The sequence below is a fragment of the Flectobacillus longus genome, from assembly GCF_030056705.1.
Lineage (GTDB): Bacteria > Bacteroidota > Bacteroidia > Cytophagales > Spirosomataceae > Flectobacillus > Flectobacillus longus.
Genome location: NZ_JASHIC010000011.1, coordinates 69,495 through 96,438, shown reverse-complemented (window position 1 = coordinate 96,438; position 26,944 = coordinate 69,495). Strand labels below are relative to the sequence as shown.

The following is a 26,944-nucleotide window of genomic DNA, read 5'->3' as shown; positions in this document are numbered from 1 at the left end:
TTTTCATAAAATCGTCAACACAAAAACCAATGAAATTATTTTTTATTTCGGCAAGTGCAATGGCTTGCCTTTTGGGTTTTTCGGCTATTGGACAAAAAGGTGGTCCTGAAGTGAAAAACCTAAAAAATATCAATCCTAATGCTATCAAAGCAACTATGACGTTTTTGGCAGACGACTCGGTGGAAGGTCGCCAACCTGGCACTAGAGGCTTTTCGGTTGCGTCAAAATTTGTTGAAACACAAATGATGCGAATTGGCTTAAAACCAGCCATGCCCGACGGTGGTTATATCCAACCAGTTCCCTTGAAAAAAGGGATTGTTAGCGAAAAACTCACCGCCATGACTCTAGGCGAAGAAACATTAACTTACGGTCAAGAGTTTATTGCTAGTCCGTATATGCCCCAAGCAGAGTCGTCAGTATCAGCGCCTTTGGTATTTGTAGGTTACGGTATTTCGGCACCAGAAATGCAATATGATGACTATAAAGGCATTGATGTAAAAGGCAAAATCGTTGTATTTTTCAATGCAGCTCCTGAAAGTTTTCCTTCTAATCAAAGAGCCTACTTTACGACAAACCCAGTAAAGTATAACGAAGCTATCAAGCGTGGTGCTGTGGGCGTTATCGCTGTCAACTTTCCCAACGACAAGCGTTCTACGTGGGAAGCTACCGTTCGCAGAACTAAACAGGGTACTTTTAAATGGTTGAATAAAGAAGGACAGCCGAACGATGCCTTCCCAGCCTTGAAAGCTGTAGCCACCTTTAATCCTGACAAAGCTGAAAAATTATTTGCTAAATCAGGAAAAACATTTGCTTCGGCTGTAGAAAGTACAAAAGCAGGTAAAGCCGAATCTTTTGATCTAAATATTCAGGCAAATATTAAAGTGAATACACAGTTTACTTCTGTGGCTGGTTCAAATTTGGTGGGGATAATCGAAGGTTCTGATCCAAAATTGAAAGATGAATATATTGTTTACACTGCCCACCTTGACCATTTTGGAATCGGGGCGCCAGTGAAAGGCGATTCGATTTATAATGGTGCACATGACAATGCATCGGGTGTGGCGATTTTGTTAGAAATTGCTCAAACCTTCAAAAATTTACCAGAAGCCCCAAAACGATCTATTGTTTTCACAATCGTTACTGGTGAAGAATTTGGCTTACTGGGCTCTGATTATTTTGCAAGTAACAGTCCTCTTAATGGGAAAATCGTAGCTGATTTAGCGATTGATATGCCTTTCTTCTTCCATCCTGTTCTAGATATTGTTCCTTATGGTGCACAACATTCAAGCTTGAATCAACAAGTAGAAAAAACAGCAAAGATTTTGGGATTAGGTATTAGTCCAGACCCATTTCCAGAACAAGTGGTATTTATTCGTAGCGATCATTTTAGTTTTATCAAAAAAGGTATTCCTGCCTTATTTATCAAAAGTGGTTTTAAAACTATCCCAAGCGACACGATTGATAGAAGCAAATCGGATGTAGGCTGGAGAAGTAGCATCTACCATACACCACAAGATGACATGTCTCAACCCTTTGATTTTGATGCAGCAGCTACACATGTAAAAGTAAATTATTTGATTGGTTACTATGTGGCGCAAGATTCAAAATCACCTGATTGGAATGTTGGAGACTTCTTCGGAGGAAAATTTGGAAAGAAATAGCTAAAAAAGGAATGACAATCGTCATTCCTTTTTTTATTGGCATTTTTTTTGTGCGATTTTTACCATCCTCTGCTTATCGATAATCTTATCTTTTTTTACTTCTTGCTCCTATAAATAATATTTTTTATTAAATTAGGCAACGCTCATCATTATTTTTCAGTCATTGTCATTAAGAACCATACCTTACTAAATTATAACACACAAAAACCATATATGCCGTTTAACTCAATTCATTTTATCTATTTCTTTGGTGTAATATGTCCAATTTATTGGCTTTTTAAGGCGAACTATAAAGTTCAAAACTTAATACTCCTTGTTGGGAGTTTATATTTCTATTCACAGGTCGACCTAAAGCTATGTGTATTATGGGGTGTTATTTTCATGATAACGTCGTCATTAGGAAAATCCATTGAAACTTTTCAGCTCCGAAAGGTTACCTTAACATTAGGTCTTTTACTAATTTTCTCGCAGTTATTTATTGCAAAATATTACAACTGGCTAATAGGTGATTTTTCGCATACAATTTCTATCTATAAGTTTGTTTCTACCATCGGACTATCTTATTATACCTTGGCAGCATGCAGTTATCTGATCGATATTTATAGAAAAAAGTTGTCTCCAGTAACAAACCCAATAACCTTGGGGGCATACCTATCTTTTTTCCCTCAGCTCTTGTCAGGCCCGATTCCAATTGCATACAAAGACTTACCTCAATACAGTCAACCAAGAAATATTACTATAAACTCCGTTGAAGATGCTGGTCAAAGAATTTTATGGGGAATATTCAAAAAAGTAATTGTCTCAGGACTATTAGCAAAGCCCGTAGACTATATTTTTTACAATCACAGCGAGCTAGGGATTATCTATCTTTGGCTTGCGATTATCCTCTATAGTTTTCAGGTATATATGGATTTTTCAGGATACTCAGATATGGCTTGGGGTATTGCCAAACTCTTGGGGATTAAAATCAATGCGAATTTCAACTCTCCTTTCATTTCAAGAACCATAGATGAATTTTGGAGAAGATGGCATTTATCGCTCAGTGCATGGCTCAAAGAGTATATTTACCTTCCTTTGGGGGGTCGAGGCAACAGCAAATGGCAATATATGGTCAACATATTTATCGTGTTTTTCATGAGTGGCGTATGGCACGGTGCCAACGCCAATTTTATTCTATGGGGAAGTTTCAATGGACTCTTATTTCTATTTGCAATTCTGACAGGTTGGACTAGAGAAAAAAACGATGTACAATATGGTATCAAAGGCTTTACTTCAATGTTTTTAGTTTTTTTATCTATCGCTTTCACCAGAGTTTTCTTTAGATCTCCTGATTTTGCTACGGCAATCACGTATTACAAGGAAATGTTCCGATTAGGTGACTATTCGATACCAGACATAGGGCTCGAAGGATTAGGCCTATCCCTGTTAATAGTGCTTATTGAATGGCTTCAGAGAAACAGAAGTCATCCTGCTGATATTTCAGCATGGTCATTACCATTCAGAATAGCATCTTATGCCTCCTCTATCATTATAATATATTGGGCATGGCCAACACAAAATCCTACTGAGTATATCTACTTTAAATTTTAGTATTACAGACAATTATAGATTTATAAATTACCAACCCGTTAAAACAGTTTTGACATGATGAAAAAAACAAATTTGGCTTTTGCCTTGACAACAGGAATTTTGATAATGGCTTGTAGCGACAAAAAACAAACTACTGTGGAGCAAACGACCAATTTAAAAGAAACGGTTCAAGCAGAATATCCTGAAATTCCAAGAGAAGAAATCTTGGAAGATGATACCCTTTCCACTAAGGTGTACAATGAACTAAAAGAAAGATACAAAAACCAGTTAACAGAACTTCAAAAAGCCGTTGCTGCCAACGGAGCACAACTTATTATTACTTTTTTGAGTCCAGAAGTAGGCGAAAGTTTGACCAAAAGTAATCGCCTTGGCAAAGAATTGGTAGAAGGATACGCTAAAGATTTACATGTTCCATTTTATGATTTAACACAAAAACTAGCTAAGCTAGATCCCAAAGTAGTCACTCAAATCCCTAAAGATGGTCACTGGTCAAAAGAAGGAGCCAAAATTATTGCAGAGGAGTTAACTCCAATTATCAAACAATACAGCACGGTTAAATCAACAAAGACTTTTACGGAAAAACCTGAAACTTTTGGGGATTTATTGCCTTCAAATGACGAAATTTTGGATGGAGGAAAAGGATTGCCTTATCGAGTAAAAACTAATGCCCAAGGCTTGAGGATGGATACAGAGGTATCAAGCACTAAAACCAAACAACGTGTCTTGTTTTTGGGGGATTCTGAAATGTATTTTCCTTTCTTGGATAATAAAAATATAGGTACCAGTCTGCTTCAAGTAGCATTCCCAGATAAAGAAATGTTAAATGCTGCCAACTGGGGTTATTCCATCGACGATTATGTGAGTCTCTACAAAGAAAAAGCTCAATTTGCTGAACCCGACGTTGTCATTCTGACTGTCAATGGAAATGATATTTTAGACATGTTTTTCTCACACAGAAATCGTTTTTCAAGAAATAAACAACCCCAAAATCCATCACAGGTAGAAAAGAGTTTTTATCAAAAACATTATCAGAAATAAAATAATCGGGGTAAAAAGCGTTGCTTTTTACCCCGATTATTCATTTTGCCCTTGCATTCTAGGATATTTGAAGAAACTTGACAAAGTTTGCAGTTTTAATAGACCTACAAAATTTTAGAACTCGAATCAAAGCTCTATGAATTCAAAACTTTATACCATATTTCTTGGGTTGGCCTTAAGCGCCTGCTCAACAGGAAAAAAAGCTTTAGAAAAAGGAAATTTCGACGAGGCAGTTTATACAGCTGTCGAAAGACTTCAAAAAAGCCCTACCAATAGCACCTCACAACAAGTTCTGAAAGAAGGGTATCCCTTAGCTCTCAATTATCATCAAGGCAGAGTTAATAACTGGGAAAAATCGTCAGAACCTTTTCATTGGGAAAAAGTCATCACCGAATATGATGCCATGAATCAGCTTGGTTCGGCTATTGATAACTGTCCTCCTTGTATTCGTGTTGTTGGTGATGGCAAAAAGTTTGTCGAACCCCTTCAAGCAGCACGTAATTTGGCAGCAGCCGATCGATATGATTCTGGAAATTTCCATTTGAGCAATGCCAAAGGTAATCGACAAGAGGCAAAAATGGCATTTTTAGACTTTGAACGCTCTTCTGAGATTATTCCAGGATATAAGGATGCTTCTCGCAAAATGGACGATGCCTATTCGTATGCAGCCGTAAATGTAGTGGTTGAACAAGTTACAGTCACTTCAAAAATATATCAGTTGAGTAACGAATATTTTCAGGATAAGGTGAATGAGTTTTTGAGAACAAATCCTAAAATGAACATTTTTGTACAGTTTTATGGCCCTCAACAAGCGAGTGATATAAAACTCAAGCCACACCAAATCATCCGTTTGCAATTCGATGAATTTATGGTTGGACAAACTTATATGAATACCAATACCGAAAATATTACGAGTAAGGATAGTGTAAAAGTAGGCGAAGCTACGGTCAATGGTAAGAAAGTGCCTGTTTACAATAAAGTAACAGCCAAATATACCAAAAGTCGCAAAACGGTAACTTCAAATGGCATTTTGGATATGCAAATTATTGATTTTCAAACCAAACAAGTCATTTATAGAGATAAAACTCCAGGTAGCTTTGTGTGGGTAAATGAATGGGCTAATTTCAATGGTGACGAACGCGCCTTGACCAAAGATCAATTGAATCTTTGTAAAAACAAAGAATTACTTCCTCCAGCACCACAAGTACTATTTACCGAATTTACTAAACCAATCTATGATCAGCTAACTCGAAAAATTCGTAAGTACTACGAGAACTATTAGTAAAAAGGTCTTGTTGTAAATACAAATATCTGATAAAAATATCACTTGATTCAGTCGATTTAGAATATTTTATAATCAACTATAAATGAACATTTTGAATAATTAGTACGCAGATTTTATGATTATTTCTAGAAATGTGAACCAATATTGTTGAATAAAATGTTTTAACTTTGACGAAATACATTAACTATAACGATTAAAAAAATGGGAAATTACGTAGTAGCTACTGACGCAAACTTTCAGGAGCTTATTAACTCAGACAAACCTGTATTAGTAGATTTTTGGGCAGAATGGTGTGGACCTTGTAAAATGATTGGTCCAGTTGTAGAGGCTCTTGCTGAAGACGTAGAAGGTCAAGCAGTAGTAGCTAAAATGGACGTTGATGCAAACTCAGTAGTTCCTGCAACTTTAGGTATCCGTTCTATCCCTACTTTGATGATTTTCAAAAATGGTGAATTGAAAGAAAGATTAGTAGGTGGTAATATCCCTAAATCTGTATTGGAACAAACTCTTTTGAAACACGCATAATAAATAGATTGAATCGTATTTGATACTTTCAATCCTAATTTTATTCGATTTCAATTGTTTTTATATAAGGGCGAAGTTAGACGTTTCTAACTTCGCCTTTTTATTTTCAAAGAAAAAGTAATTATTATCCGCAACATTCAATAAATTTTACGATTCTTTCAAACTTTTTTGCTTCTCAGATTGTTTAGCAATCGAGCTATCAAGGTTAATAGCTCATAATCTATCACCACTGTATGCTTCTGTGCAGATTTTTTTGCACCATTTAAAACATTCATACCACTTGTTAGCCTGTATCTCTTAAGGGCGTTACGACACACGCATTTTTTGCGTAATTTTACATTATGTTAGAAAGACCGATTACCGACTGGTTGCCTCTTACCAAAAAAGAGATTGAAAAACGTGGCTGGGACGATGTAGACGTAGTATTGATTTCGGGAGATGCCTACGTAGATCACCCTGCTTTTGGGACTGCCGTAATCGGCCGTATTATCGAAAGTGAGGGCTTTAGAGTAGCAGTTGTGGCACAACCCAACTGGAAAGATGATTTAAGAGATTTCAAAAAATTTGGTCGCCCAAAATATTTCTTTGGTGTAACGGCTGGCTGTATGGATTCGATGGTGAACCATTATACAGCCAACAAGCGTTTGCGTTCCAATGACTCCTATACCCCAGGTGGCGAAGCTGGCTACCGTCCAGACTACGCTACAACTGTTTATACCAAAATCCTGAAAGAATTATATCCAGACGTTCCCGTATTGATTGGGGGTATCGAGGCCTCTTTGCGTCGTGTAACGCACTATGACTACTGGCAAGATAGATTGATGCCAACAATCTTAGAAGATTCGGGTGCAGATTTATTGGTTTATGGCATGGGCGAACAACCTCTCAGGGAGTTGTTGAGATTGGTAAAACAAGGGATTCCGATGGATACCATCAAAAACGTGAACCAAATTGCCTATTTACAACCTTCCAATGAGCCTTTGCAAGAATTTAATGGATGGGAAACGGTTGAATTGGCAAGTCATGAAGTTTGTTTGAAAGACAAAATTAAATATGCTTCCAATTTCAAAATTGTAGAAGTTGAGTCAAATAAATGGCAAGCGAATCGTATCACACAACAAGTAGGAAATAAAACCTTGGTAATCAATCCACCATTCAAAACGATGGAGGAGACCGAAATGGATAAATCCTTTGATTTGCCTTACACTCGCCTACCGCACCCGAAATACAAAAAGAGAGGTACTATTCCTGCTTATGAGATGATTAAATTCTCCTTGAATATGCACCGCGGCTGTTTTGGAGGTTGTAGTTTTTGTACTATTTCGGCACACCAAGGTAAATTTATTGCTTCAAGAAGTGAAACCTCTATCATGAAGGAAGTTGAGCAAATCGCACAACATCCTGAATTTAAGGGTTATATCTCTGATTTAGGCGGACCATCAGCCAACATGTACCGCATGAAAGGTAAGGATGAGTCAATTTGTGCAAGATGTCAGAGTCCGAGCTGTATTCACCCTGTTATTTGCTCAAACTTAGATACTTCCCATAAGCCTTTGACGCAATTGTACAAAAAGGTAGATGAGCATCCGAAAATCAAAAAAGCTTTCGTGGGTTCTGGAGTTCGTTATGATTTATTGGTTGATGATTTCAACAAAAACAATCAAGACGGAAACCATGATGAATACATGGAGCAATTGATTACACGTCACGTATCGGGTCGTTTGAAGGTAGCGCCAGAGCATACTTCTGACAATACCTTGAAAATCATGCGTAAACCTTCTTTCAAATATTTCAGAAAGTTTAAGGAGAAATATGATGAAATTCAGACGAAACACGGCATGAATCAGCCTTTGATTCCGTACTTTATCTCGTCGCACCCTGGTTGTGAGGAGGTAGATATGGCTAATTTGGCGGCAGAAACCAAAGACTTAGGCTTCCAATTAGAACAAGTTCAGGATTTTACGCCAACCCCAATGACAGTAGCCGAGGTAATTTATTATTCTGGCGTACACCCGTACACTTTGCAGCCAATTGCTACCGCCAAAACGAAGGAAGAAAAATTAGCGCAAAATAAATATTTCTTCTGGTATAAACCAGAAATCAAAACTTGGATTAAGCAACGTTTGATTAAACTCAAACGTCCTGATTTGGCAGATAAATTGTTGGCAAATCCTAAAAAACAAGCAGCGGATCAGATTGCCGAATTTGATAAATCTTCTAATAACCAACGAAGAAAAAACAAATTTAGAAGATAAGCTTTTGAGTGCTGAGTTGGGAATGTGATATGAATTCCTGATTTCGGATTTCGGAAATGTGAAAATATAACTTGTTTTCGTACAGGTTTATTTTACAAATATTCATAAAAAAAGCGGTCGAAAATCAATTTTTTCGACCGCTTTTTTTGATAGGATAATGCTTAATCTCAAAGCATTTCTTCTTTACCAGTGAAGCATTGATTAAAAACAACCACTAACTCACTCAATAAGGACTTCTAAGAAAAGTATTTATTTTTCAGCAAATTAAAGGAAAAACGAAGGTGCCTGTTAAAAGCAATATATAACGCTACCAAGAATAAGCCGTAGCCCCAGATGGTAAAAAGCTCCATATTTCCCAATAAAAAAGACTGGGTCTGCACTCCTGCATTGACTTTCTTCATGGCCAATGTAGCCGCTGGCGCAAGGTCATATCCTTTTTGAACAAATGATTCTTGTATGGTACTCACGATTCCTGTTATGGTTGGATTTTCGGGCAATAGTTTTTCTAGAAAAATATATCGATGTTTATTGACAAAATACACTTGAAAATTTTGGACTAAACAAAAACCAATATTCGTGCCCCAAAATCTCCCAGCCACACCGATTGCACCTGCAAACGGAGCTAAATAAGCAGGTACAGCCGAAACGGTATTGAGCACCAAAGGCACAAACAATACCCCTACCCCAACACCCTGCAACATATAAGGAATCCACATTTGCGAAAGTGCCACATCGGGTAAAAACAAAAAAGTAAACCACCAATGGTAAATAGCCATCGTCAAAAAGCCTAGAATCAAAATCAGTTTGGTCGGCAACTTTTTTACCATCATCATTCCAGCAATAGTCATCCCGATAAAGACGCCCAACAAGTTCAGATATTGTACATGTGCCACCCTGAGCGGTTCCCATTGCCAGACTTTACTCATGGTAGTATGACATATCGTCAGCGTAGCTCTGGAGATATAGAAAACAATAAAAAGCAACAAACTCAAGCGTAAGTTTCGGTAAGAAAATACTCTCATATCAAAACAACTACGTCGATAGGTCATTTGCCGTATGATAAACAATGCACTCAATACCAAGCTAGTAATGGCACAAACTACTATATTGGCTGACTGAAACCAATATAGTTTTTCGCCATAATTGAGCACATATACACCTGTCAAGATTGAAATGGTCAATAAGACAAAACTTGTCCAGTCAACTTTATAAAGCGGTATTTTCCGATGAAATCGATTAGCAGTAAATGTTAGCCATATCAGGCTTGCTACCATAATTTGGAAAATAGCCGATCCAAAAGTCATGTATTTCCAATCGTGAGTATCGAGTAGCCAAACTGCAATATTGACAATAAATGGACTAGCTGCCAGCAATGCAGCATAAGTTATCGAGAATACGATAATGGTCGCATTAGGACTTTTAGTTCTAGACAACATCAAAATACGCAATGGTATCCAAGGCAATGCCATTAATATTCCTTCAAGTATTCGCAGAAAGGCAAAAACGACAAAATCATTAGTATAGGCAGAAACCACAAATAATATTGCCGAAAGCAAATAAATCGTAATAAGGTAGTTGCGTGGAGGAAAATATTTGAATAGTCGACTTTCTATTAATATTGTCGCCAGAAATGTGCCGTAGGTTAGGCTCATACTAAACTGTAAGTCTTCAGGCTCGATGTCGAAATAACTAGCTGCATAAGAAATATTGGAAGTGTATAACCCTAGCAAAGCCATGGTATGCAACATACAAATTACCAACACCACCTGAATAGCCCAATTAGGTACCCAAGGTTTGAAAATGGATGTTTTCTTCATGTTAAAAATAAAGGTATTTCCCCTTCTAATGTTTGGCAAAAACCTCTACATTAAGCCCAGCTCTCAACAAAGGATAGGAGACATCGGTTGTTTCTTGGATAGATATTTTTACAGGAACTCGCTGCTCGATTTTGACAAAATTACCTGTAGCATTATCGGGAGGAAGCAATGAAAATCGCGCTCCTGAGGCAGGAGAAAGAGATATAATTTGTCCATGCCATACTTTATCGCCCGTAACATCGGCTTTGAATTCGACCGTTTGACCGATTTTCAAAAAGCGAATCTGAGTTTCTTTAAAATTGGCAACCATCCATTTTTCCTTACTTACCACTGACAAAAGCGTTTGTCCTTCTTTAATCAATTGCCCAGACTGAATGGTTCGTTTTCCTACCCAACCGTCATACGGGGCTGTAATAACGGTGTATGAGTAAAATAATTTAGCATTATCCAAACTAGCTTTTTTCTGTTGAATAATGGTATTACCAAACGGAATTACAGAATTTGCCTCACTTGCCATCAGTTCAGTGCTATGGATTTTTTCGATTATCTCCTGATAATTGCTTTGAGCAGCCTCAAAAGCAGTTTTGGCACTTTCTACTCGCTGTTCAGTCGTGGCCTCCTCTTTCAACAAATTGAGCTGACGCTGATACTCCCTTTCCATTTCCCAAACTTTCGCTTTTAGTGCACTCAATTGTGCTTGATGAATTGCCACATTGCTTTGCGTGGTTTGTGCCTTTTTAGTAATAACATTTTCGTTTTTTAAGGCATTTTCAAAATCAGCATACGCCATATCTAGTTTAGCCCGATACTCACGCTCATCAAGTTGAATCAACGTATCTCCTCTATGAACAAAACTGTTATCCTGATAATTAACCGCCTTTACATATCCCGTCACACGACTCATGACGGGGGTAACATATTGCTCTATTTGGGCATCGTTGGTTTGCTCATGATTACGATAATACATGATATACCAGCCTCCTAAGGCAATGCCTCCAAGGGTAAGTCCGCTGGCAAAAACACTTACTACTGCATTAAAAATCCGACTTGTATCGTTTGGCTTAATTTGATTCATTGTAAAGAAAAGCCTAAGAGACAGTTATTAGAAAAACGGAATTTTCATCCGCAATCATCTAATAACTAACCTCCTATGCTAATTTAGTTGAGTTGACCTGAAGTGTAAAGAAGATCGTAGTATTTTGCCACAGCATCTATTTTCGCTGACAAAAGTTGATAGCGAGTTCGAAACAAAGCTGTATCCGCATCCATCAATTCGGTATGTAATGCCATTTGGTTAAAATACTTTTGTTTCAGAATTCTGTAGTTTTCATTGGCTTGCGCAATCGCTTTTTCAATTACCATTATCTTATCCTGTGTTTCGAGCCATGCCATATATCTACGATACATGGCATCTTGAATGACATCTTTCTGAATCTTTTCTTGTACTTGTGAAAGCTCAATCGACTGCTTTGCCATAGCCAATTTGGTCTTGACTTTAAACAAATGAGAAATACTAAAATTCATATCAATCCCAATTCTCCCAAGGCTGTACAGGTATGGATGTGGCGGAAAAAGGAATAACATATAGTTGGGATAGTTGTACCCGAACGTTCCAAACAAACTCAAAGTAGGCTTTGTAGATGCTTTAATGGCTTGGTATCCCAGCTCATTAATTTCAGTCGCTTGGTGCTTTATTTTTACCTCCTCACGATTCGAGGCACTTTCTTGAAGCTTATCTATCAACAATTCTATATGATTCATGCTGAGGGCCGACTTTGTGTCTAGCAACAAGGTATCTCTTTCAGGAATCTGCAAAAGGGTTTTCAAATCATTGAGCAATACTTTTGTATTTCGCTCATTGGTTAAAATATCGAGAGTTGAATTTGAGCATTGAAGACTTGCTTGTAACACTTCTTCTTTGGTGATTGTACCATTTTTTTTGAAAGCACTTACCAAATTAAGTCGCTCGTTTTGTTCTTTAAGGGTTTCTTTCAAAAGTGAGTCAAGCGCCACCAACTTACAAATCCCCAAATAGGTTTGTATGACTTCAATGGCTTTTTCTCGGTAAACTTGTTTCTCTTGAAGTTGAGCAATTTCTACTCTTTTTTCGGCTTGCTTAATACCAATTTTAATTCTTCCTCCTTGATAAAGAGGCATTTTGATATTGACAGTCGCATCATAAATATCAGGAATAGTCTGGTAATGAACTACTTGGTCAGCATGTTGATACTCGACCATATTACTCATACGATAATACGAAGCATGAAAATCTAAATCGGGCAACTGTATTTCTTTTTCTTCCTTTACTTTTTCGTGTGCTACTTCTGTCTGAATCCTTGCTTGTATGAGATAAGGACTGTTTTCTTTCAAGCGGTTCAGAGCTTCCGACAAATTTAAAGAAACTTTATTGCTTGTGGTATGGCTAATATGTTGTCCATAAGTGGTTTGGGCAAGCATAAGAAAACCTCCAAGGAAAAAACTCTTTCCTTGAATTGGCTGTTTGTACGTTGTCATAAATTCAACACAGATACTATAAATATATCCGATTGCGAGAGTGAAAAATGAAAATATGTTTAGGCGAAAGTTTATAAATTCCTCCACCAATAAATTTTTACTAATATCATTCTTAAAAACAGGTGCAAAACTATTTTACCCTCATGGCATGGGATATAAGTACCACAATATCGTACCATCCTCATACTCATTGTCCCAATTAACAAGTAATCTAAACCACTATCTTTTACTGGATTGACGCTACACTCTTTCTAATTCAGAGGTCATTCTACCTGTTTTTTGTAATCTTTCGTGCCAACTAAGTGCTTCGCCAAGTAAATGAGGCGTTTGTCCTCCTTTCTCCAAAGCTCTTGTATAATAATCCAACAAAGCTTCTCTATAATCGGGATGTGCGCAGTTTTCGATAATAACTTTGGCTCGTTCGCGTGGGGCTAAACCACGTAAGTCAGCTAATCCAAAATCAGTTACCAAAATATCAACATCGTGCTCAGTATGATCTACATGCGCAACCATCGGCACTACATGCGAAATAGTATCGTTTTTGGAAGCTGCTTGGCAAACAAAAATGCTTAAATAGGCATTTCTGGCAAAATCGCCCGAACCACCGATTCCATTCATCATTTTGGTACCGTAAATATGGGTAGAGTTTACATTTCCGTAAATATCAAACTCTATGGCAGTATTAATCGCAATAACGCCCAATCGGCGTATCACCTCCGCTGCGTTGCTAATATTCTGGGGTCGAAGCAGGATTTTGTCTTTATATCTTTCAAAATTGATAAAAAGTTTTTGATACCATTCCTTCGAAACCGTAATGGAAGACGCTGAAGCAAAATCCATTTTTCCTGCATCGATTAGCTCAAAAGTACTATCTTGTAATACCTCCGAATACATAGTAAGACCCTCGAAGGGACTATTAACAAAACCCTGTAAAATGGCATTGGCTACCTTACCTATACCCGCTTGTAGCGGCAACAAATGGTAGGAAAGTTTGCCTTTGTGAACTTCTTTTTCAAAAAATTCAATCAAATGTGCCGCAATAGCATCCGTTTTTGCCTCAGGTGGGGCGATTGTTGCTGCGCTATCCGACAAGTTTGTAAAGACAACCGCCACCACCTTAGCAGGATCAAATTCGATACCGATACTCCCTATACGGTCATCGACTTTTTCAATCAATATAGGCTTGCGAAAAGGATAACGTTCAGGGATATGAATATCATGAATCCCCGCGATACTTGTTGGCACAGCCATATTAACTTCAATAATCAATTGTTTGGCTTGTTGGACAAAAGTAGCTGAATTACCAACCGAAGTAGTCGGAATCAATAGTCCATCGGCTCTAATCATAGCAACTTCAATCACCGCCAAATCTACAGGGCGAATATTTTCGGCTTGTAATAACTCGGCAGTTTCGCCTAAATGTTGATCTATAAAAAGCACCTCTCCATCATTGATATGACTTCTTAAGCCATTATCTGACTGAAAAGGCATACGCTTGTAGAGTGCATGTGATTCGGCCAATAATCCATCGGTATCATGACCCAGAGATGCACCCGTTAGCAAGGTTATCTTAAGGGGAGTAGATTGGGCTCGTTCGGCTAATGCCTGCAAAACGGCCTTGCTATCGCCTGCACGTGTAAAGCCACTAGAGCCTATCACCATGCCATCCTCTATTAAGGCAGCAGCTTCTTGTGCAGTTTTTACCTTGGCTAGCAAAGTTGGAATTTGGATTCTCTCTGAATTCATTGTATGTACCTCTCGGAATTGGTTAGAGTTGGTTATGTTGTTTGTTTTGTTTCTTGTAATATGCTAAGACAAAATTAGGAAGTATCTTTGTGGTAGAAATATCTACAAAAGCCAACTATTTATCAATTTTTGCCAAAAAAATGACCCCACAACGATATTATCTTACAGAAGTAGATAAGATTGAAGATTCTATCTATTGTTTTCACGACGCTATGGGCGAAAACGATATTCAATTGCATCAGCACAAAAAAGCGCAGTTGTTATACACCGAAGGTGGAGTCGTACATATTTCGGTAGCCGACAAAACCTATTTTTTGCCTGCGAGACATTATATGTGGATCCCTCCCGAAGTACCACATAGTATTCATGCAAGCTCCCCCGAAATCATGATGCGCAATCTGTACTTTCCAATTCCAAACCAGAAAATTGACTTTTTCCATCAAATCGGTATCTATGCTGTCAATGATTTGTTGCTCCAATTATTACTATTTTCTAATCGCTGGCATGGAGATATTTTGACAAGTTCAAAGGAAGATTATATCATTGCAGAGGCTATACGTGCTATTCTACCCCAAATCAGTACCATGAATTTGCCATTGGCTTTACCTTTCTCAAATAACCAAAGACTAGAAAAAGTATTAGCATTTATGGCTAGTAACTTACATAACCCCATTGCTTTTCCTGAATTATGTGAAAGATTTGGATTTAGTCAAAGAAGTTTAGCTCGTTTATTTCATGCAGAATTAGGTATGACTTTTATTCAATACTACACGATTTTAAGAATATTAAAATCTTTACAATTATTACTAGAAGAAAAACTACCCGTTAGCGAGGTCGCAATTAGTGTCGGCTATAGCAGCATACCTACGTTTAGTAACACTTTTTGCAACTTAATTGGCTGCCGACCATCAGAATATTTAAAAATGCAGGCTAATATTTTAAAATAAACGAAGTTCAACTACAAATAATCAAAAAAAATAATTAGAAATCACTTCTACAAAATATAACTATTTTTATAAAAAATTACATTTATCTAAACAATCATTGACTTTTGTCAATGATTTTATTTATCTTAAACAACAAAAACATCAATTATCACTAATTTGCATCCAATATCACCAAATCATGTGATATAAATTTTTCCTCAAAAATTTTGTTTTTATTTTTTATGGTAATAACTTTCAGCCGTAGAAGAATCAAATAGTAAAATTCATAATAGAAAAGCTTCTTTTACCTTAACTAACTAACACCCAATTATGTTGACCAATCCTTTTTTCTGTTTTACGACACGAAAACAGATATTTAAGCGGTGTTTTTTAGGGTAAGTTAAAGGTTCTTCTTTCAAGAAGAAACCAAGCATCAATATTGGATTATATATTGAGTCTAACACATAAAAACTTTAACTTTATAGCCTTACTTTGTAAAAAAAGCCTCAGAGAAATCTGAGGCTTTTGATGTTTTTATGATTAGTAATTGTTAACCCATTGCAACACTCTTGGAGAGTTACTTCCATCTTCGGAGTATGTATTTACTTTATCTCCTTCACGAATACCAACTGAAAGGTTATTTTTAGTAAAGTCATAAACAATGATAAAGTTAGTTGCACCACAATTATGTTGCTCGCAACCACTTGCCACAAAAAGATTATTTTTCACTTCAATTGGCACCTCTACAGCCCAAGTACTTACCATAAATTGGTAGCGATTTCCAAGTAATTTCTTGAGGCGATTAGTCAAACTTTGCGCATTAAATAATTTTACATCAAACGGATACTTTCCTTGAAGCTTCCTCAGAAAAGCCATAGACGGTTCATCTCCTACAGTGTTTAGTTGCGATACTGCAATTTTAGCCACTGACTGTTCTGATACACCTACACAGCATAGGCACATCATAACGGCGGCATTCACGGTAATTTTTCTCATTTCTTATACGTTTATACCTATTTGGGTTCAATACATCATTTCAAATATAACGGATAAGTTCTGGAAACATGTATTAATTTTTTAAGTCTGTATAACAAATGATAAGTATGACTAACGTATCAAGGCAAAAATTAAATCATTCAAATCGCTATATATCAATCACTTAACTCAATATTACATTTGTAAGTCAAAATCTTATATGACTATTAGTGACGATTTAATATGCGTAAAACCTCCTCATCATCTTTTGCCAAATCAAAGATGGTATAACCTTCAATATTAGGAATATTTTTATCTACCCCAGCATTCACTAATAATTTTATACTTTTCAAATGAGCATTTCTTACCATATTTTTATCTTGATAAGTCCCATGAACAGCCCAAAACAGTGGAGTAGATTTAAACTCAATACATTTTTGATTCAAATCAAGGTCTTGTTGCAACAATACCTCCAATAATTCAACACCCCCACACCAAGCTGCCCAATGTAAGGCAGTCCCCCCAAAACAACCTTGGTGGTCTAAATTAGCACCTTTTGTAAGGTAATACTTCCCAAGTTGGTTGGCGTACAAACTCGCCGCTGCAATTATGGGTGTATCCTGAAGGATTTTTAGATTTTGACCATCGATATTTGCACCAAAATCTAGTAAAATTTCTGCCAACTCGATTCCTTTTTCTTCTGATATATCCTTTGTGAATATCCAATCAGCTATTCGGTGCAAGGGATGTGCCAAGGCTGGATTAGTATCGTCGAGTGGCACTCCTTCATTGGCCAACTCAGGGTGTGACTTGAGCGTGGAATAGAGCATTGCTGTATCACCCGTTTTTAATATTGCTTGCAACATAGTAAAGATGGTTAAAGGTTAGAATTACCAAATTTACTATTTTTTGAAACGAAACGGTGTTAGTCTTAGTAGATTTATAGAGCGCTATTATGACTTCCAAAGCCGTAATAAAATTATGGTTAATACTATCATAAAAATATTGAAACCAATAACCGTCGCCTCGCCACGTACAAGATGAAATACGATTGCAGACAGCATTAATAAAAGGATACCAAAGGCAGCCCAGCGACTGATTTGAGGTTTTATGTAAAGCAGACTAGGCAATAAAATACCGATTGCTCCAAGTAAATCCAATATGGCTGTTCCCCATACCACAAAAGTAGGCACTTGTACAACCCATGGCCACATCTGAGCTAGTTGGTCAATAGGAGTTGCTAATTTCAAAACTCCTCCATAGGCAAGGCTCAATGCCAAAAGAAATTGCAGTACCCAGGCAGTCAATGTTTTGAACTTGGAATTGTGTTTGTGTGTTGTCATGATTGTAAATTTAATTTTACCAAAACTACCCACTTAGCTTTTACAAAACATGGATACTTTCTTCGAGGAAAGCGCTTACTTGCAAGAAAGTAATACAAATACTAAACCCTAAGACGATGATAAACGGCATTGATTGTCCCAAAAATATACTTTCTATCAAGGATACCTTAGAAACCTTACAAGGCAAATGGAAGTTATTAATTCTGTTTGCCTTGGGGGCTGAACCTAAAAGGTTAAATCAAATTGCAAAAGAAGTGAAGGGTATTTCAGATAAAGTATTGTCCAACGAGCTCAAAAGTCTTGAAACGAATACTTTAATTACTCGAACCGCCGTAGATACTTATCCACCGACGGTGGAGTATTCTATCACGCCACACGGGCAGTCGCTACAAAGGGTGGTTGAAGAGTTACATCTATGGGGTATCGAACATAGAAAGGTGATTATGGAAAAGTAAATCATATATAAAGAATATTATCCTACCATTTACCTATCAAAAAGCGGTCGAAAAATATTTTTCGACCGCTTTTTTGATGTTACCATACTCTCGACATAAGACGCAATCACTGCGTCTCTACCAGTAAAATTCATATTAAAAATAATCCCTTGTTTTTCTACAAAAAATCAAAACTGCAATGGTGGTCCTACCACCTGCATATCGTGTGCAGCAAATATTCGTGCTCCTTCCTCAGGAGTTGGTTGAGTTTTAAGCGCACCAAGCGCTCGAAAAAAATCTTCCATTTTTCCAGAGGGTTGAAACATAAAAAATAACTTTCCATTTGAAGAAGTTTGTGCGAAAGCATGAGGAATATTCCTTGGTAGAAATATCGTATCACCAGCTTTTAATCTATGTTGTTCTTTCCCAACTTGAAAAAGATACTCTCCTTCTACAATAAAGAATATTTCATCCTGATTGGGGTGAATATGTAAAGGAGGTCCACCTTTTTCTTTTCCTACATATTCAAATACAGTAAGAAGCCCATTAGTATCTTTCGAAGATACCTTAATGTTATTAGGACTAAGTCCTACTTGAGTACTTTCCTGAAAACGACTCTCGCCAGAACGAATCACAAATGGAGATGTTGGTGCTTGATTGGTTTTAGCACTTGCCTGTGTTAAGTTAGAGCCTAATACCACTGCTGTTGAAAGAAAATTTCTACGTTGCATAGTTGTTTGGGTTATAAGTTATAACACAAATTTGCAAGGCATAAAATGGAATCTAGTGGTAAAAAAACGACATTTTTAGTAGGTATCTGCCTGCCCAAAGCTTCTTTCAGGAGAGTTCAAGTCCAACAAATGGAATTCTGTAGGCGATTTTAAGGTCAACTTTTGGTAAGTCTTTGATAAATGTTGGTAGTCGTAGTATCCACATTGCACTGCTATTGTTAACCAGTCTAATTGTGGAAATTTGTTTTTCATTCGAAACGCATTTTCAAAACGAATCAAGGAATTATAATACTTAGCTGATACACCCATTCTCTCCAAAAATTTACGCTCAAACTGACGAGTGCTCAAACAAGATTCGTTAGCTAGCCAATCGATATCAACTACGGTTGATTGGTTCAATATCTGGTTGGTGATAATATCTAATCCGTGGCTAGGCTTTACCTTTCTGGACAATAAACTTATCAGAAAGGATTCAACGATATTTACCATATCGGTATAATTCTTTGTTTCTTGTAACTTCAGGTTAACTTCCTTAATACACAATGGAAATATCGCCTCAGCATCGATATAGGAATTATTGAGTTCGAAAGACGGTATTCCTGTAAGGCGAAATAAAGCTCCAGGACGAAAAACTACTTGAAAAACCAAAAAATCTCGCCCAACGTAACGGTGAGTAACCTCGGTTTGCTGACCAAATACCACAGACTTAAGTTTTGCTTTGGTCTTACCAGAAACTGCATAATCTACCGTTTCGGTATCACGTGGATAAAAACTTAAACAATGTTCTGGCTTGGGAGGATAAGGTTTGTAGGGAATGATTTGATTTGCCGCAAAAACAAAATCTACAATTCGGAAAGTGCGGACAAATTCCTTAAAAATGGGCGATGGAGGAAATTCAAGCAACACCATAGTTTTAGTTACAGCATAAGTATTAATGAAGAATTACGAGTTATAAAATATACTTTACTTTAAGGAATCAATTGTTATACCTTAAAACAATACACTTATAGCTAGTTTGGTAAATAGCTAATATTCTTTAACTAATATACATTATTTCAGCAAAAAATCGATATTTTTGACCTATTAAACTCTGATTTACATACTACCTATCGAACCTCGCTGGCGAAGTTCTCCTTTTCGCAACATACTTTTTGTTGTGATATTTTTTGTTGTATTAAAAATCAGAGAAATTATGACATCTTCTTATAAAATCGCTGTTATCGGCGGAACAGGCAAATCTGGCTCATATCTAATTCAAGAACTTTTTTCTAATAACTTTCAGGTAAAAGCATTAGTCAGAAACTCACAAAAAATCAATCAAATTCCTGCTGGAGTAGAAATCGTGTTAGGCGATGTAACAGATATTGATGCTGTTAGACGTTTGCTTAATGGATGCACTCATGTGGTGAGTATGTTGGGTATAGGTACTCCTCCTAGCGAGCCCACAATTTTTGCTCAATCGACACAGCACATTTTGGATGCTATGCAACAAGAAGGCATTCTGAGATATATCGTAACGACAGGACTGAATGTTGATACGCCGAGCGACCAAAAAGGTGAAAAAACAAAGTTTGGCACTCAGTGGATGAAACAAAATTTTCCTATTTCGACTGCTAACAAGCAAATTGAATACGATTTACTGGTCAACTCTACGATAGACTGGACGCTGATTCGTCTTCCGTTGATTGAATTAACTGATGAAAATGTACCTGTCAATACGGATTTGAAGGATTGTACAAGAAATAAAATAAGTGCAAAAAGCTTGGCAAAATTTGTCGTTATACAGCTTTTCTCGAAGGAATTCTCAGGACTGGCGCCATTTGTATTTAATCAAGATTAGTAATTTATCGACAAGGATTGTTTCCATTAATGCTAAAATTATGGGACAATCCTTGTCGATTCAATTCAATTCTTTTTCAAATTGTTTCAAAAACCTACAAATCCCCACAAAGAAGCCTACTAACTGTACTTTCTTGTGCCAACATTTCAATTTTTCTCTAAATCAATGAGCACACAAACCACAACTAGTACAATACCAAACACCAAAAATCATTTTGAAGTACTCGATGGACTTCGAGGAATTGCCGCAATAGGCGTAGTAGTTTTTCACTTTTCAGAGTGGCTGTTTCCAGATTCGAGCAAAAACTTTATTGGTCATGGTTTTCTTGCCGTAGATTTTTTCTTTTGTCTTTCAGGTTTTGTCATCAGCTATGCTTATGACGATCGAATTCAGCAAATGAGTTTAGTGCAATTTTTCAAATTACGTCTTATACGTCTTCACCCCTTAGTTGTGATTGGCTCGTTACTAGGTATTATTTTTTGGTTTTTGGCTCCATCGGCTTTTGATACAAGCAAGTATTCTATTACTCAAATTATTTTGCTTTCTGTCACATCATTATTGCTCATTCCAATGCCAACAATGGCCGATAGACTACTAAACCTATTTGGACTCAATGCTCCTTCTTGGTCGCTTTTTTGGGAATATATCGCCAATATTCTCTATGCTACTATTCTACACAAATTGTCTGTAACAGCCTTAAAAATATTACTTTTCTTTGCGACAGTATTTCTTACCTATACAGCTTATGATAAAGGCACACTCACAGGTGGCTGGGGAGGCACTACCTTTTGGGATGGCTTAGCTCGTCTTGGCTATTCATTTCTAATTGGCATTTTGATTCAAAGAAAGCAATGGATTATTCAAAATAAAATAGGATTTATAGGGCTTAGTTTTATGCTATTGTGCATGATGATGATGCCTTATGTTGGGAAGTATTGGGTTTCTGAATTATTGGTTGTTTTATTCTATTCGCCTTTATTAGTATCACTTGGTGCTGGAACAATCAATTATGTTTCTACTCAAAAAATAGCGAAACTATCGGGTGAAATCTCCTACCCTCTCTATATGTGTCACTATTGGACTAACTGGTTTTTTGCAGAATATTTGGCGAAAACAAAACCTAGTACAATCGACATTGTCCTTGTTGTCATTTTGGGTACTTTGGCATTGATTTTATTTGCCTATATTATCATGAAGTATGTAGATAAACCTATTAGAAAGTATTTACTACAAAAATATGGAAGGTAAATATTAACGTAGAATTATGAGTGATGAGTTGTGAGTTGTCCTTGCCTAAAATAGGTTGCCCTCAAAAGTAATATTTGGATTTAAAGACAAACCTAAAACTCATCACTTTAAAGTATATCTGTTTGAGTAGGATATTGTTCAAGTGTTAATTTGATGGTATCTTTCAAAATTTCAGACAAAATATTTAGGTCTATATCAGCTACTTTTTTCACATAAATACATCCTTTCTCCATTTTGTATTTCCCTAATTTGGACAACCAAATAGAGTCTTCTTTGTTTCCTCGGAATACATAAAGCGAAAAAGCTGCTTTACGAGGTGAAAATGCTATTATTGGGGCATCACCTTCTCTTCCACTATCGTATACATAATGGTATGACCCAAAACCAATAATGCTTGGCCCCCACATTTTGGCCTCATAACCTGATACTTTCGACATCAAATCTATTAAAATTTTGCTCTCTTCCCTTTTGGTTTCATTAGCTACAAATTCATCCAGAAATTCAGAGACACTTTTTTCAGTTTCGAGGGTTTTATTTTTTGCCATTTGAAAGAGGTTTAAACAGCACGTATAAATTATTAAAGCACGAATATTGGATAATTTTAAGACTTATTTTTTCAAAAATATATTTTTATCAAAGCCTTGTAAATAGCTGATTTTCCACTGGCCATTTTCTTTTTGAAGACGAACTTTGTAAGAAAACCCTTTTGAAAAAACAGCGTCACCCCAAGTCCACCAAACAGTTGCCGTTTCTCCGAGAATATCTAATTTCTTTAAGATGATTTTATCCCAAGGGTTATCATTAGGGTAATCTTGGCAACGACACCAAGGATTTGCATCCTCGCCAAAAGGAGGCATATCGCCCACCATCCATTCGTCTTTGTTAGATTTTAGTCGAGCATCAATTCCTTTTGCAATGGCATCATAATTTTGAAGAAACTCTTTTGAAAAATAGCCTGTACCTTCCAAAGACACCATTCTTTTCTGATGGATTTTGTAATTCAAACCTATATAGCGTTCTTCCTTTTTGTCACTAATAGGCTCAAAATCAACATCAGAAGTATTTGCTTCTTGCCACTTATAAGCTTTGACTAGTACATCTCTTATTGCTTTTTTATCTGAAGATACAACAGAGCTAGCATTCTTTTTAGGAGTTTCTTGCGCATAAATCGATAACTCAAAACTAGTAAGAAGCATGGTCAAAATATATATTGAAATTTTCATGGTTTTTGTTTGTTACATAGTTGTGTCAAATACTAAAAATTGAGGGTAATTTAATTCTTAGAAGATGAAATAAAAATATTTATGAGAATATTTTTATGCTATTTTATTGTCCCAATCAGGGACAATAAAATAATAATACCTATATTTACTTAAACTAAACTAGTAATTATAGGAAAAATTATTATGAAAAAAGCAGTCAAAATTATAGGTTTTACCTTACTCACAATTATTATCTTGCTCGGAGTAGCAATGGGGCTTTTCATTTACAAAGTCAAAAACGGTTTTCCAGTATCTTACGAAACCGAAAAACCTAAAATCAATTTTCCAAGCAATCAAAAAGCTGTATTAGTATTTTCAAAGACTACAGGGTTTAGACATGCTGCATCAATAGATGCCTCTAAGCCAGTATTGGAACAACTTGCTCAAAAAAACAATTGGTTTGTTTATGAAACCGAAGATGGTGGTGTTTTTAATTCAGAGCAATTAGCCAAATTTAGTACAGTAATTTTTAACAATTCGACAGGAGAAGTAATCAACGATGAGCAAAAAAGAGCTTTAGAGCAATACGTTGAAAATGGCGGAGGCTTAATTGGGATTCATGGAGCAGGTGACGACTCCCATCACTGGGATTGGTACGAGCAAAATTTATTGGGTGCTAAGTTTTCTCATCATGCTCTTGCACAACAGTTTCAAACCGCTGAAATTCAGAAGGATATTAAAGCTGACAGCACTATAAGTCAGGGATTACCAACTAGCTGGAAGCATGCAGATGAATGGTATGTATTTTTTGAGAATCCTCGTGCTAAAGGTTTCAATATTATTTACTTTATGGATGGAGATAAGATAGATGCTAATGGTTCGATTCCGATGTTGGCTCCGAATAAAAATTTTGGAATGGGCAACGACCATCCTTTAGCATGGTGTAAAAGCATTGGTAAAGGTAAAACATTTTATACCTCTTTTGGGCACAACGAAGTTGCTTGGAAAAATGAGACATTTGTCAAACTTATCGAAAATGCGATTAATTGGACACAAATGAAGTAGTAGGAATCAGGTCAAAACTAGATAATGTTTTGACCTGACTTTTTGGTAAAACCTCCTCTATTTTATCAAATAATTGCTGCCATTGTGGCTTTTGCATGTTAAAACCATGATCTGTATCCACTAAGAATACCGTAGTGTTTGGATTAAATATGTATTTTTCCAATATTTCACTACCACCATACTCGTCTTTCTTTCCTTGAATAATCAAAAATGGCGTATGTACATCTGGCAAATGTTCATAACGCTCAGGTTCTTTACCATTTTCAGGATTTTGAAATGGGTAACCTAGGCAAATCATATATTTAACGTCAGCATTGTCAGCTATTAATGAAGCTACCCGTCCGCCCGAAGATCTCGAAATTATATAGACTTCATATTTTTTACTAAGAAACTTTATGCGAGAAGCTACTCGCCGACAGCGCCCATCTATCGTGTGATGTTGATTATCATTAAATTGTCGAAACAAGTGCTGACAATATCGCCAGTTTACAGTTGCAAACAATAATTGTACACCACGAACCATTAATTTATCCCAAAATTCGGAAATATTAAAGAAACGATTTAAGGTATGTCTCATCCCCCAGATTGCCCCACCAATTGGATCTTCCCATGCAATAGCTATACCTTTTTTTTGAATATAATGCACCAAGATATAGTTCAGATTGATATCTTTTTGCCAGTCATCTCGACCAAGCAATAAAATAAGAGGCGGTTTGGTTGATGTGCGATGCATGATTGTATAGAGATACAAAACTAACTCTTCATATAAGGTTCTTTTTTTGTAAAATCTCCCATTTTTATTCATTTATTTCTTTGAATAAATGAGTTTGTTCTGGATTCTAAGCTCAATAGAGTGTTGTTGTTTTTCTATTGAGTTTTTTATTTTACGTACATTAAGATACTTCATATTTCTTTCATACAAAACAAATATGATGAAAATTCATGAAGAGTGCGTGATTTTATACTAAATAAAGCTATGTCCATTTTCCAAGATTTATCTTGATATTAAGGGAAGATTGGAATCCCAAAGCGTTCAAATTGGTACAACGTGTTTTGAAGGTATCCCAGAAAGTCGGAAAAATTTGCCACCAAAACGCCCCAATATTGAGTATTATCATAATGAGTGCAAACATATTCAAACCCATTAAGAGACCAATCCCTATATGTAAGAAAATGATATTGATAGCCCATAAACGTCGGCTAGGTTTCCAATAAATAAACACAAGAAAAGCCGTTTCAATTACCAAAGTCCACCATGACATAAGCTTCGGAATTATAGGAATTGAAGCCAAAAAGCTTAAATCAAATTGTGAATAATTGGTATTGCCAATTACATACCAAACGGCCTCCCCTTGTAGCCAATCATCGCCCATCATTTTGGCTATACCTGCATTGAAATACACCAAACATAAGTGTATTTGAATTATTCGGATAATAAATTTAGCGTTCGGAGTTACACTTACTTCTGCGCCCCTTCCTTGAAGCTTGTCAAGAGAGAGATAAAAGTTACAAGGCGCAAAAATGAGATAGAAAAGTCCTACATGCAAGAAAGTTTCGACACCATACCCAAATGTCATTGCAGTATTACAAAGCATAAAATGACTAAGCCAAGCAGTCACAACCATGATTTTGGTATGCCACCCTAGTGTTACGCCCAACAACGCAACTACATAAATACAAGTGATTAAAATCACAACCATATTATCAGTAATACCCAAAGGCATCAGAAAATTAGCTAAACCAACGATAGATGGTAATTCTTTGATTGAAAACAAATCGTAGGAAATAAACCATTCAACATATCCATTGACACCATATAGATTAAGCCATTCAGATGATAAAAATCCGCACTGTAACAGACCAAAAAGTCCAATACTTATTCTTAAAAAAACCAGTGGAAATTGGTCAACTGGCTTGAAAAAAAATTGATGAAAATTTAGCATGAGATTTTTCATGGTTGCGACAGAGAGATTGTAGGTTCGGCAGTTTGAAAAACAACTTCTAGCATTTTTTCAGGCTTGTTTCTTTTACCTTGAGCAAACTTTGACATTTCTGGAATTTTATTACGCTCAATTTTTACGGTAATTTGTGCCGCATCAGGATGTAAATCAAGCGTTCTTGCGGCCCAAGATTTTACCATGATATCCTGCAAATCGGGAGGAAGATTACTTAGTGCTAATACACAAGTATGAAATCTTTTTTCAACCTCTGTGTTCGAAAACTTAAAAGAAGCATCCTTACATCTTCCTTTCAAATCTTGCACCTTGATACTCACCAAAAAATCAGGGGAAATATTGGGTGAAAAAAAACTATAATCTGCCTGTAAAACAGCCATTTCGGTATAATATTCCGATACATTTCTGAGAGGATGAATCCAAGATTCAATCACTTTCATAGCGCTATATTCTCTGAATGATTTAATACAAATCATTGAAAAATGAAATGTAAAAAAAAGCAAGAGCAATATCTGTGACTTGGTAAAAGGATTTTTCATAAGTTGATAATGTGTTTTACCGATTTAAAAAAATTCACCCCTCCTGAATATTATTAAAGAAAACTACATTTAAGTAAGTAGGCAAAATTAAAATAAATTTTACCTGCTTTAAGCTCTAGGCTTTATGCAGTAGGCAAAAAATTAAATAGTATTTCTCATGAAATAATAGAAACTTTTTTGCCTAATGCCTACGGCTTACAGCCTAAAGCCTATTAATGCAATTTTATTTTGCATTAATACTTAAGTAATCGCGCA

The 26,944-nt window shown here is 36.3% G+C and carries 25 protein-coding genes; 11 read left to right on the top strand and 14 right to left on the bottom strand.

Annotation, left to right across the window (positions count from 1 at the left end):
- Nucleotides 1-29: 29 nt before the first annotated feature.
- The 6 genes from QM491_RS09300 (at nucleotide 30) to QM491_RS09275 (ending at nucleotide 8,354) form a co-directional block, all read left to right on the top strand.
- A complete protein-coding gene (locus tag QM491_RS09300; protein WP_283327231.1) occupies nucleotides 30-1,661 on the top strand; it encodes a M28 family metallopeptidase in 1,632 nt (543 codons plus the stop codon).
- A gap of 213 nt (nucleotides 1,662-1,874) precedes the next feature.
- Nucleotides 1,875-3,251, top strand: a complete 1,377-nt coding sequence (locus QM491_RS09295; protein WP_283327230.1) for an MBOAT family O-acyltransferase — start codon at nucleotides 1,875-1,877, stop codon at nucleotides 3,249-3,251.
- A 54-nt stretch (nucleotides 3,252-3,305) separates the two neighbouring features.
- Nucleotides 3,306-4,289, top strand: a complete 984-nt coding sequence (locus tag QM491_RS09290; protein ID WP_283327229.1) for an SGNH/GDSL hydrolase family protein — start codon at nucleotides 3,306-3,308, stop codon at nucleotides 4,287-4,289.
- A gap of 136 nt (nucleotides 4,290-4,425) precedes the next feature.
- Nucleotides 4,426-5,571 (top strand): hypothetical protein, encoded by a 1,146-nt coding sequence (locus tag QM491_RS09285; protein ID WP_283327228.1) that lies wholly within the window; start codon nucleotides 4,426-4,428, stop codon nucleotides 5,569-5,571.
- Nucleotides 5,572-5,775: 204 nt separating this feature from the next.
- On the top strand, nucleotides 5,776-6,099 hold the full coding sequence (trxA, locus tag QM491_RS09280) for a thioredoxin (protein ID WP_283327227.1): 324 nt from the start codon (nucleotides 5,776-5,778) through the stop codon (nucleotides 6,097-6,099).
- 341 nt (nucleotides 6,100-6,440) lie between these two features.
- Complete coding sequence (locus tag QM491_RS09275) at nucleotides 6,441-8,354, top strand: YgiQ family radical SAM protein (protein ID WP_283327226.1); 1,914 nt, start codon at nucleotides 6,441-6,443, stop codon at nucleotides 8,352-8,354.
- A 236-nt stretch (nucleotides 8,355-8,590) separates the two neighbouring features.
- Here QM491_RS09275 and QM491_RS09270 read toward each other — a convergent pair whose 3' ends face one another.
- The 4 genes from QM491_RS09270 to scpC form a co-directional block, all read right to left on the bottom strand.
- On the bottom strand, nucleotides 8,591-10,171 hold the full coding sequence (locus QM491_RS09270; RefSeq protein WP_283327225.1) for an efflux MFS transporter permease: 1,581 nt from the start codon (nucleotides 10,169-10,171) through the stop codon (nucleotides 8,591-8,593).
- A gap of 25 nt (nucleotides 10,172-10,196) precedes the next feature.
- Nucleotides 10,197-11,246, bottom strand: a complete 1,050-nt coding sequence (locus QM491_RS09265; protein ID WP_283327224.1) for an HlyD family secretion protein — start codon at nucleotides 11,244-11,246, stop codon at nucleotides 10,197-10,199.
- Between the two features lie 83 nt (nucleotides 11,247-11,329).
- Nucleotides 11,330-12,685, bottom strand: coding sequence for a TolC family protein (locus QM491_RS09260; protein WP_283327223.1), 1,356 nt, complete (start codon nucleotides 12,683-12,685; stop codon nucleotides 11,330-11,332).
- 240 nt (nucleotides 12,686-12,925) lie between these two features.
- A complete protein-coding gene (gene scpC, locus QM491_RS09255) occupies nucleotides 12,926-14,431 on the bottom strand; it encodes a succinyl-CoA:acetate CoA-transferase ScpC (RefSeq protein ID WP_283327222.1) in 1,506 nt (501 codons plus the stop codon).
- Nucleotides 14,432-14,571: 140 nt separating this feature from the next.
- Here scpC and QM491_RS09250 point away from each other — a divergent pair, with 140 nt between their 5' ends.
- Nucleotides 14,572-15,378, top strand: coding sequence for a helix-turn-helix domain-containing protein (locus QM491_RS09250; RefSeq protein ID WP_283327221.1), 807 nt, complete (start codon nucleotides 14,572-14,574; stop codon nucleotides 15,376-15,378).
- 519 nt (nucleotides 15,379-15,897) lie between these two features.
- Here the strand turns inward: QM491_RS09250 and QM491_RS09245 are convergent.
- The 3 genes from QM491_RS09245 to QM491_RS09235 all read right to left on the bottom strand — a co-directional run bounded on the left by QM491_RS09245 (nucleotide 15,898) and on the right by QM491_RS09235 (nucleotide 17,675).
- Nucleotides 15,898-16,353 (bottom strand): Ivy family c-type lysozyme inhibitor, encoded by a 456-nt coding sequence (locus QM491_RS09245; protein WP_283327220.1) that lies wholly within the window; start codon nucleotides 16,351-16,353, stop codon nucleotides 15,898-15,900.
- Between the two features lie 206 nt (nucleotides 16,354-16,559).
- Entirely contained in the window at nucleotides 16,560-17,198 is a 639-nt protein-coding gene (locus tag QM491_RS09240; protein ID WP_283327219.1) for an ankyrin repeat domain-containing protein, read from the bottom strand.
- 87 nt (nucleotides 17,199-17,285) lie between these two features.
- Entirely contained in the window at nucleotides 17,286-17,675 is a 390-nt protein-coding gene (locus tag QM491_RS09235) for a DoxX family protein (protein ID WP_283327218.1), read from the bottom strand.
- Nucleotides 17,676-17,791: 116 nt separating this feature from the next.
- On the opposite strand from QM491_RS09235, the gene QM491_RS09230 reads away from it, so the two are divergent.
- Nucleotides 17,792-18,130, top strand: a complete 339-nt coding sequence (locus QM491_RS09230) for a winged helix-turn-helix transcriptional regulator (protein ID WP_283327217.1) — start codon at nucleotides 17,792-17,794, stop codon at nucleotides 18,128-18,130.
- Between the two features lie 167 nt (nucleotides 18,131-18,297).
- On the opposite strand, the gene QM491_RS09225 is transcribed toward QM491_RS09230, so the two are convergent.
- Together QM491_RS09225 and QM491_RS09220 are read right to left on the bottom strand one after the other, a co-directional pair.
- Nucleotides 18,298-18,840 carry a cupin domain-containing protein gene (locus tag QM491_RS09225; RefSeq protein ID WP_283327216.1) on the bottom strand — a complete coding sequence of 181 codons (543 nt, stop codon included), beginning with the start codon at nucleotides 18,838-18,840 and terminating at the stop codon, nucleotides 18,298-18,300.
- Nucleotides 18,841-18,915: 75 nt separating this feature from the next.
- Nucleotides 18,916-19,749: a helix-turn-helix domain-containing protein gene (locus QM491_RS09220; RefSeq protein ID WP_283327215.1), complete on the bottom strand. Its 834-nt coding sequence runs from the start codon at nucleotides 19,747-19,749 to the stop codon at nucleotides 18,916-18,918.
- Between the two features lie 283 nt (nucleotides 19,750-20,032).
- Between QM491_RS09220 and QM491_RS09215 the strand changes: the two genes are divergently transcribed.
- Both QM491_RS09215 and QM491_RS09210 read left to right on the top strand, forming a co-directional pair.
- The gene (locus QM491_RS09215; RefSeq protein WP_283327214.1) at nucleotides 20,033-20,680 is read left to right on the top strand and encodes an NAD(P)-dependent oxidoreductase; all 648 of its coding nucleotides are present in this window, start codon (nucleotides 20,033-20,035) and stop codon (nucleotides 20,678-20,680) included.
- Nucleotides 20,681-20,845: 165 nt separating this feature from the next.
- Nucleotides 20,846-21,928 (top strand): acyltransferase family protein, encoded by a 1,083-nt coding sequence (locus QM491_RS09210; RefSeq protein ID WP_283327213.1) that lies wholly within the window; start codon nucleotides 20,846-20,848, stop codon nucleotides 21,926-21,928.
- Between the two features lie 107 nt (nucleotides 21,929-22,035).
- Here QM491_RS09210 and QM491_RS09205 read toward each other — a convergent pair whose 3' ends face one another.
- Nucleotides 22,036-22,473, bottom strand: a complete 438-nt coding sequence (locus QM491_RS09205) for a DUF1801 domain-containing protein (protein WP_283327212.1) — start codon at nucleotides 22,471-22,473, stop codon at nucleotides 22,036-22,038.
- A gap of 63 nt (nucleotides 22,474-22,536) precedes the next feature.
- Nucleotides 22,537-23,151: a YqhG/Tai3 family protein gene (locus tag QM491_RS09200; RefSeq protein WP_283327211.1), complete on the bottom strand. Its 615-nt coding sequence runs from the start codon at nucleotides 23,149-23,151 to the stop codon at nucleotides 22,537-22,539.
- A gap of 183 nt (nucleotides 23,152-23,334) precedes the next feature.
- Here QM491_RS09200 and QM491_RS09195 point away from each other — a divergent pair, with 183 nt between their 5' ends.
- Nucleotides 23,335-24,195 (top strand): ThuA domain-containing protein, encoded by an 861-nt coding sequence (locus QM491_RS09195; RefSeq protein WP_283327210.1) that lies wholly within the window; start codon nucleotides 23,335-23,337, stop codon nucleotides 24,193-24,195.
- Here the strand turns inward: QM491_RS09195 and QM491_RS09190 are convergent.
- From QM491_RS09190 to QM491_RS09180, 3 genes are all read right to left on the bottom strand, one after another.
- Nucleotides 24,173-24,928 (bottom strand): alpha/beta family hydrolase, encoded by a 756-nt coding sequence (locus QM491_RS09190; RefSeq protein WP_283327209.1) that lies wholly within the window; start codon nucleotides 24,926-24,928, stop codon nucleotides 24,173-24,175. The genes QM491_RS09195 and QM491_RS09190 overlap by 23 nt on opposite strands.
- Before the next feature lie 241 nt (nucleotides 24,929-25,169).
- On the bottom strand, nucleotides 25,170-26,150 hold the full coding sequence (locus QM491_RS09185; RefSeq protein WP_283327208.1) for an HTTM domain-containing protein: 981 nt from the start codon (nucleotides 26,148-26,150) through the stop codon (nucleotides 25,170-25,172).
- On the bottom strand, nucleotides 26,147-26,689 hold the full coding sequence (locus QM491_RS09180) for a hypothetical protein (protein ID WP_283327207.1): 543 nt from the start codon (nucleotides 26,687-26,689) through the stop codon (nucleotides 26,147-26,149). The genes QM491_RS09185 and QM491_RS09180 overlap by 4 nt, the downstream gene beginning before the upstream one ends.
- Nucleotides 26,690-26,944 lie beyond the last annotated feature (255 nt).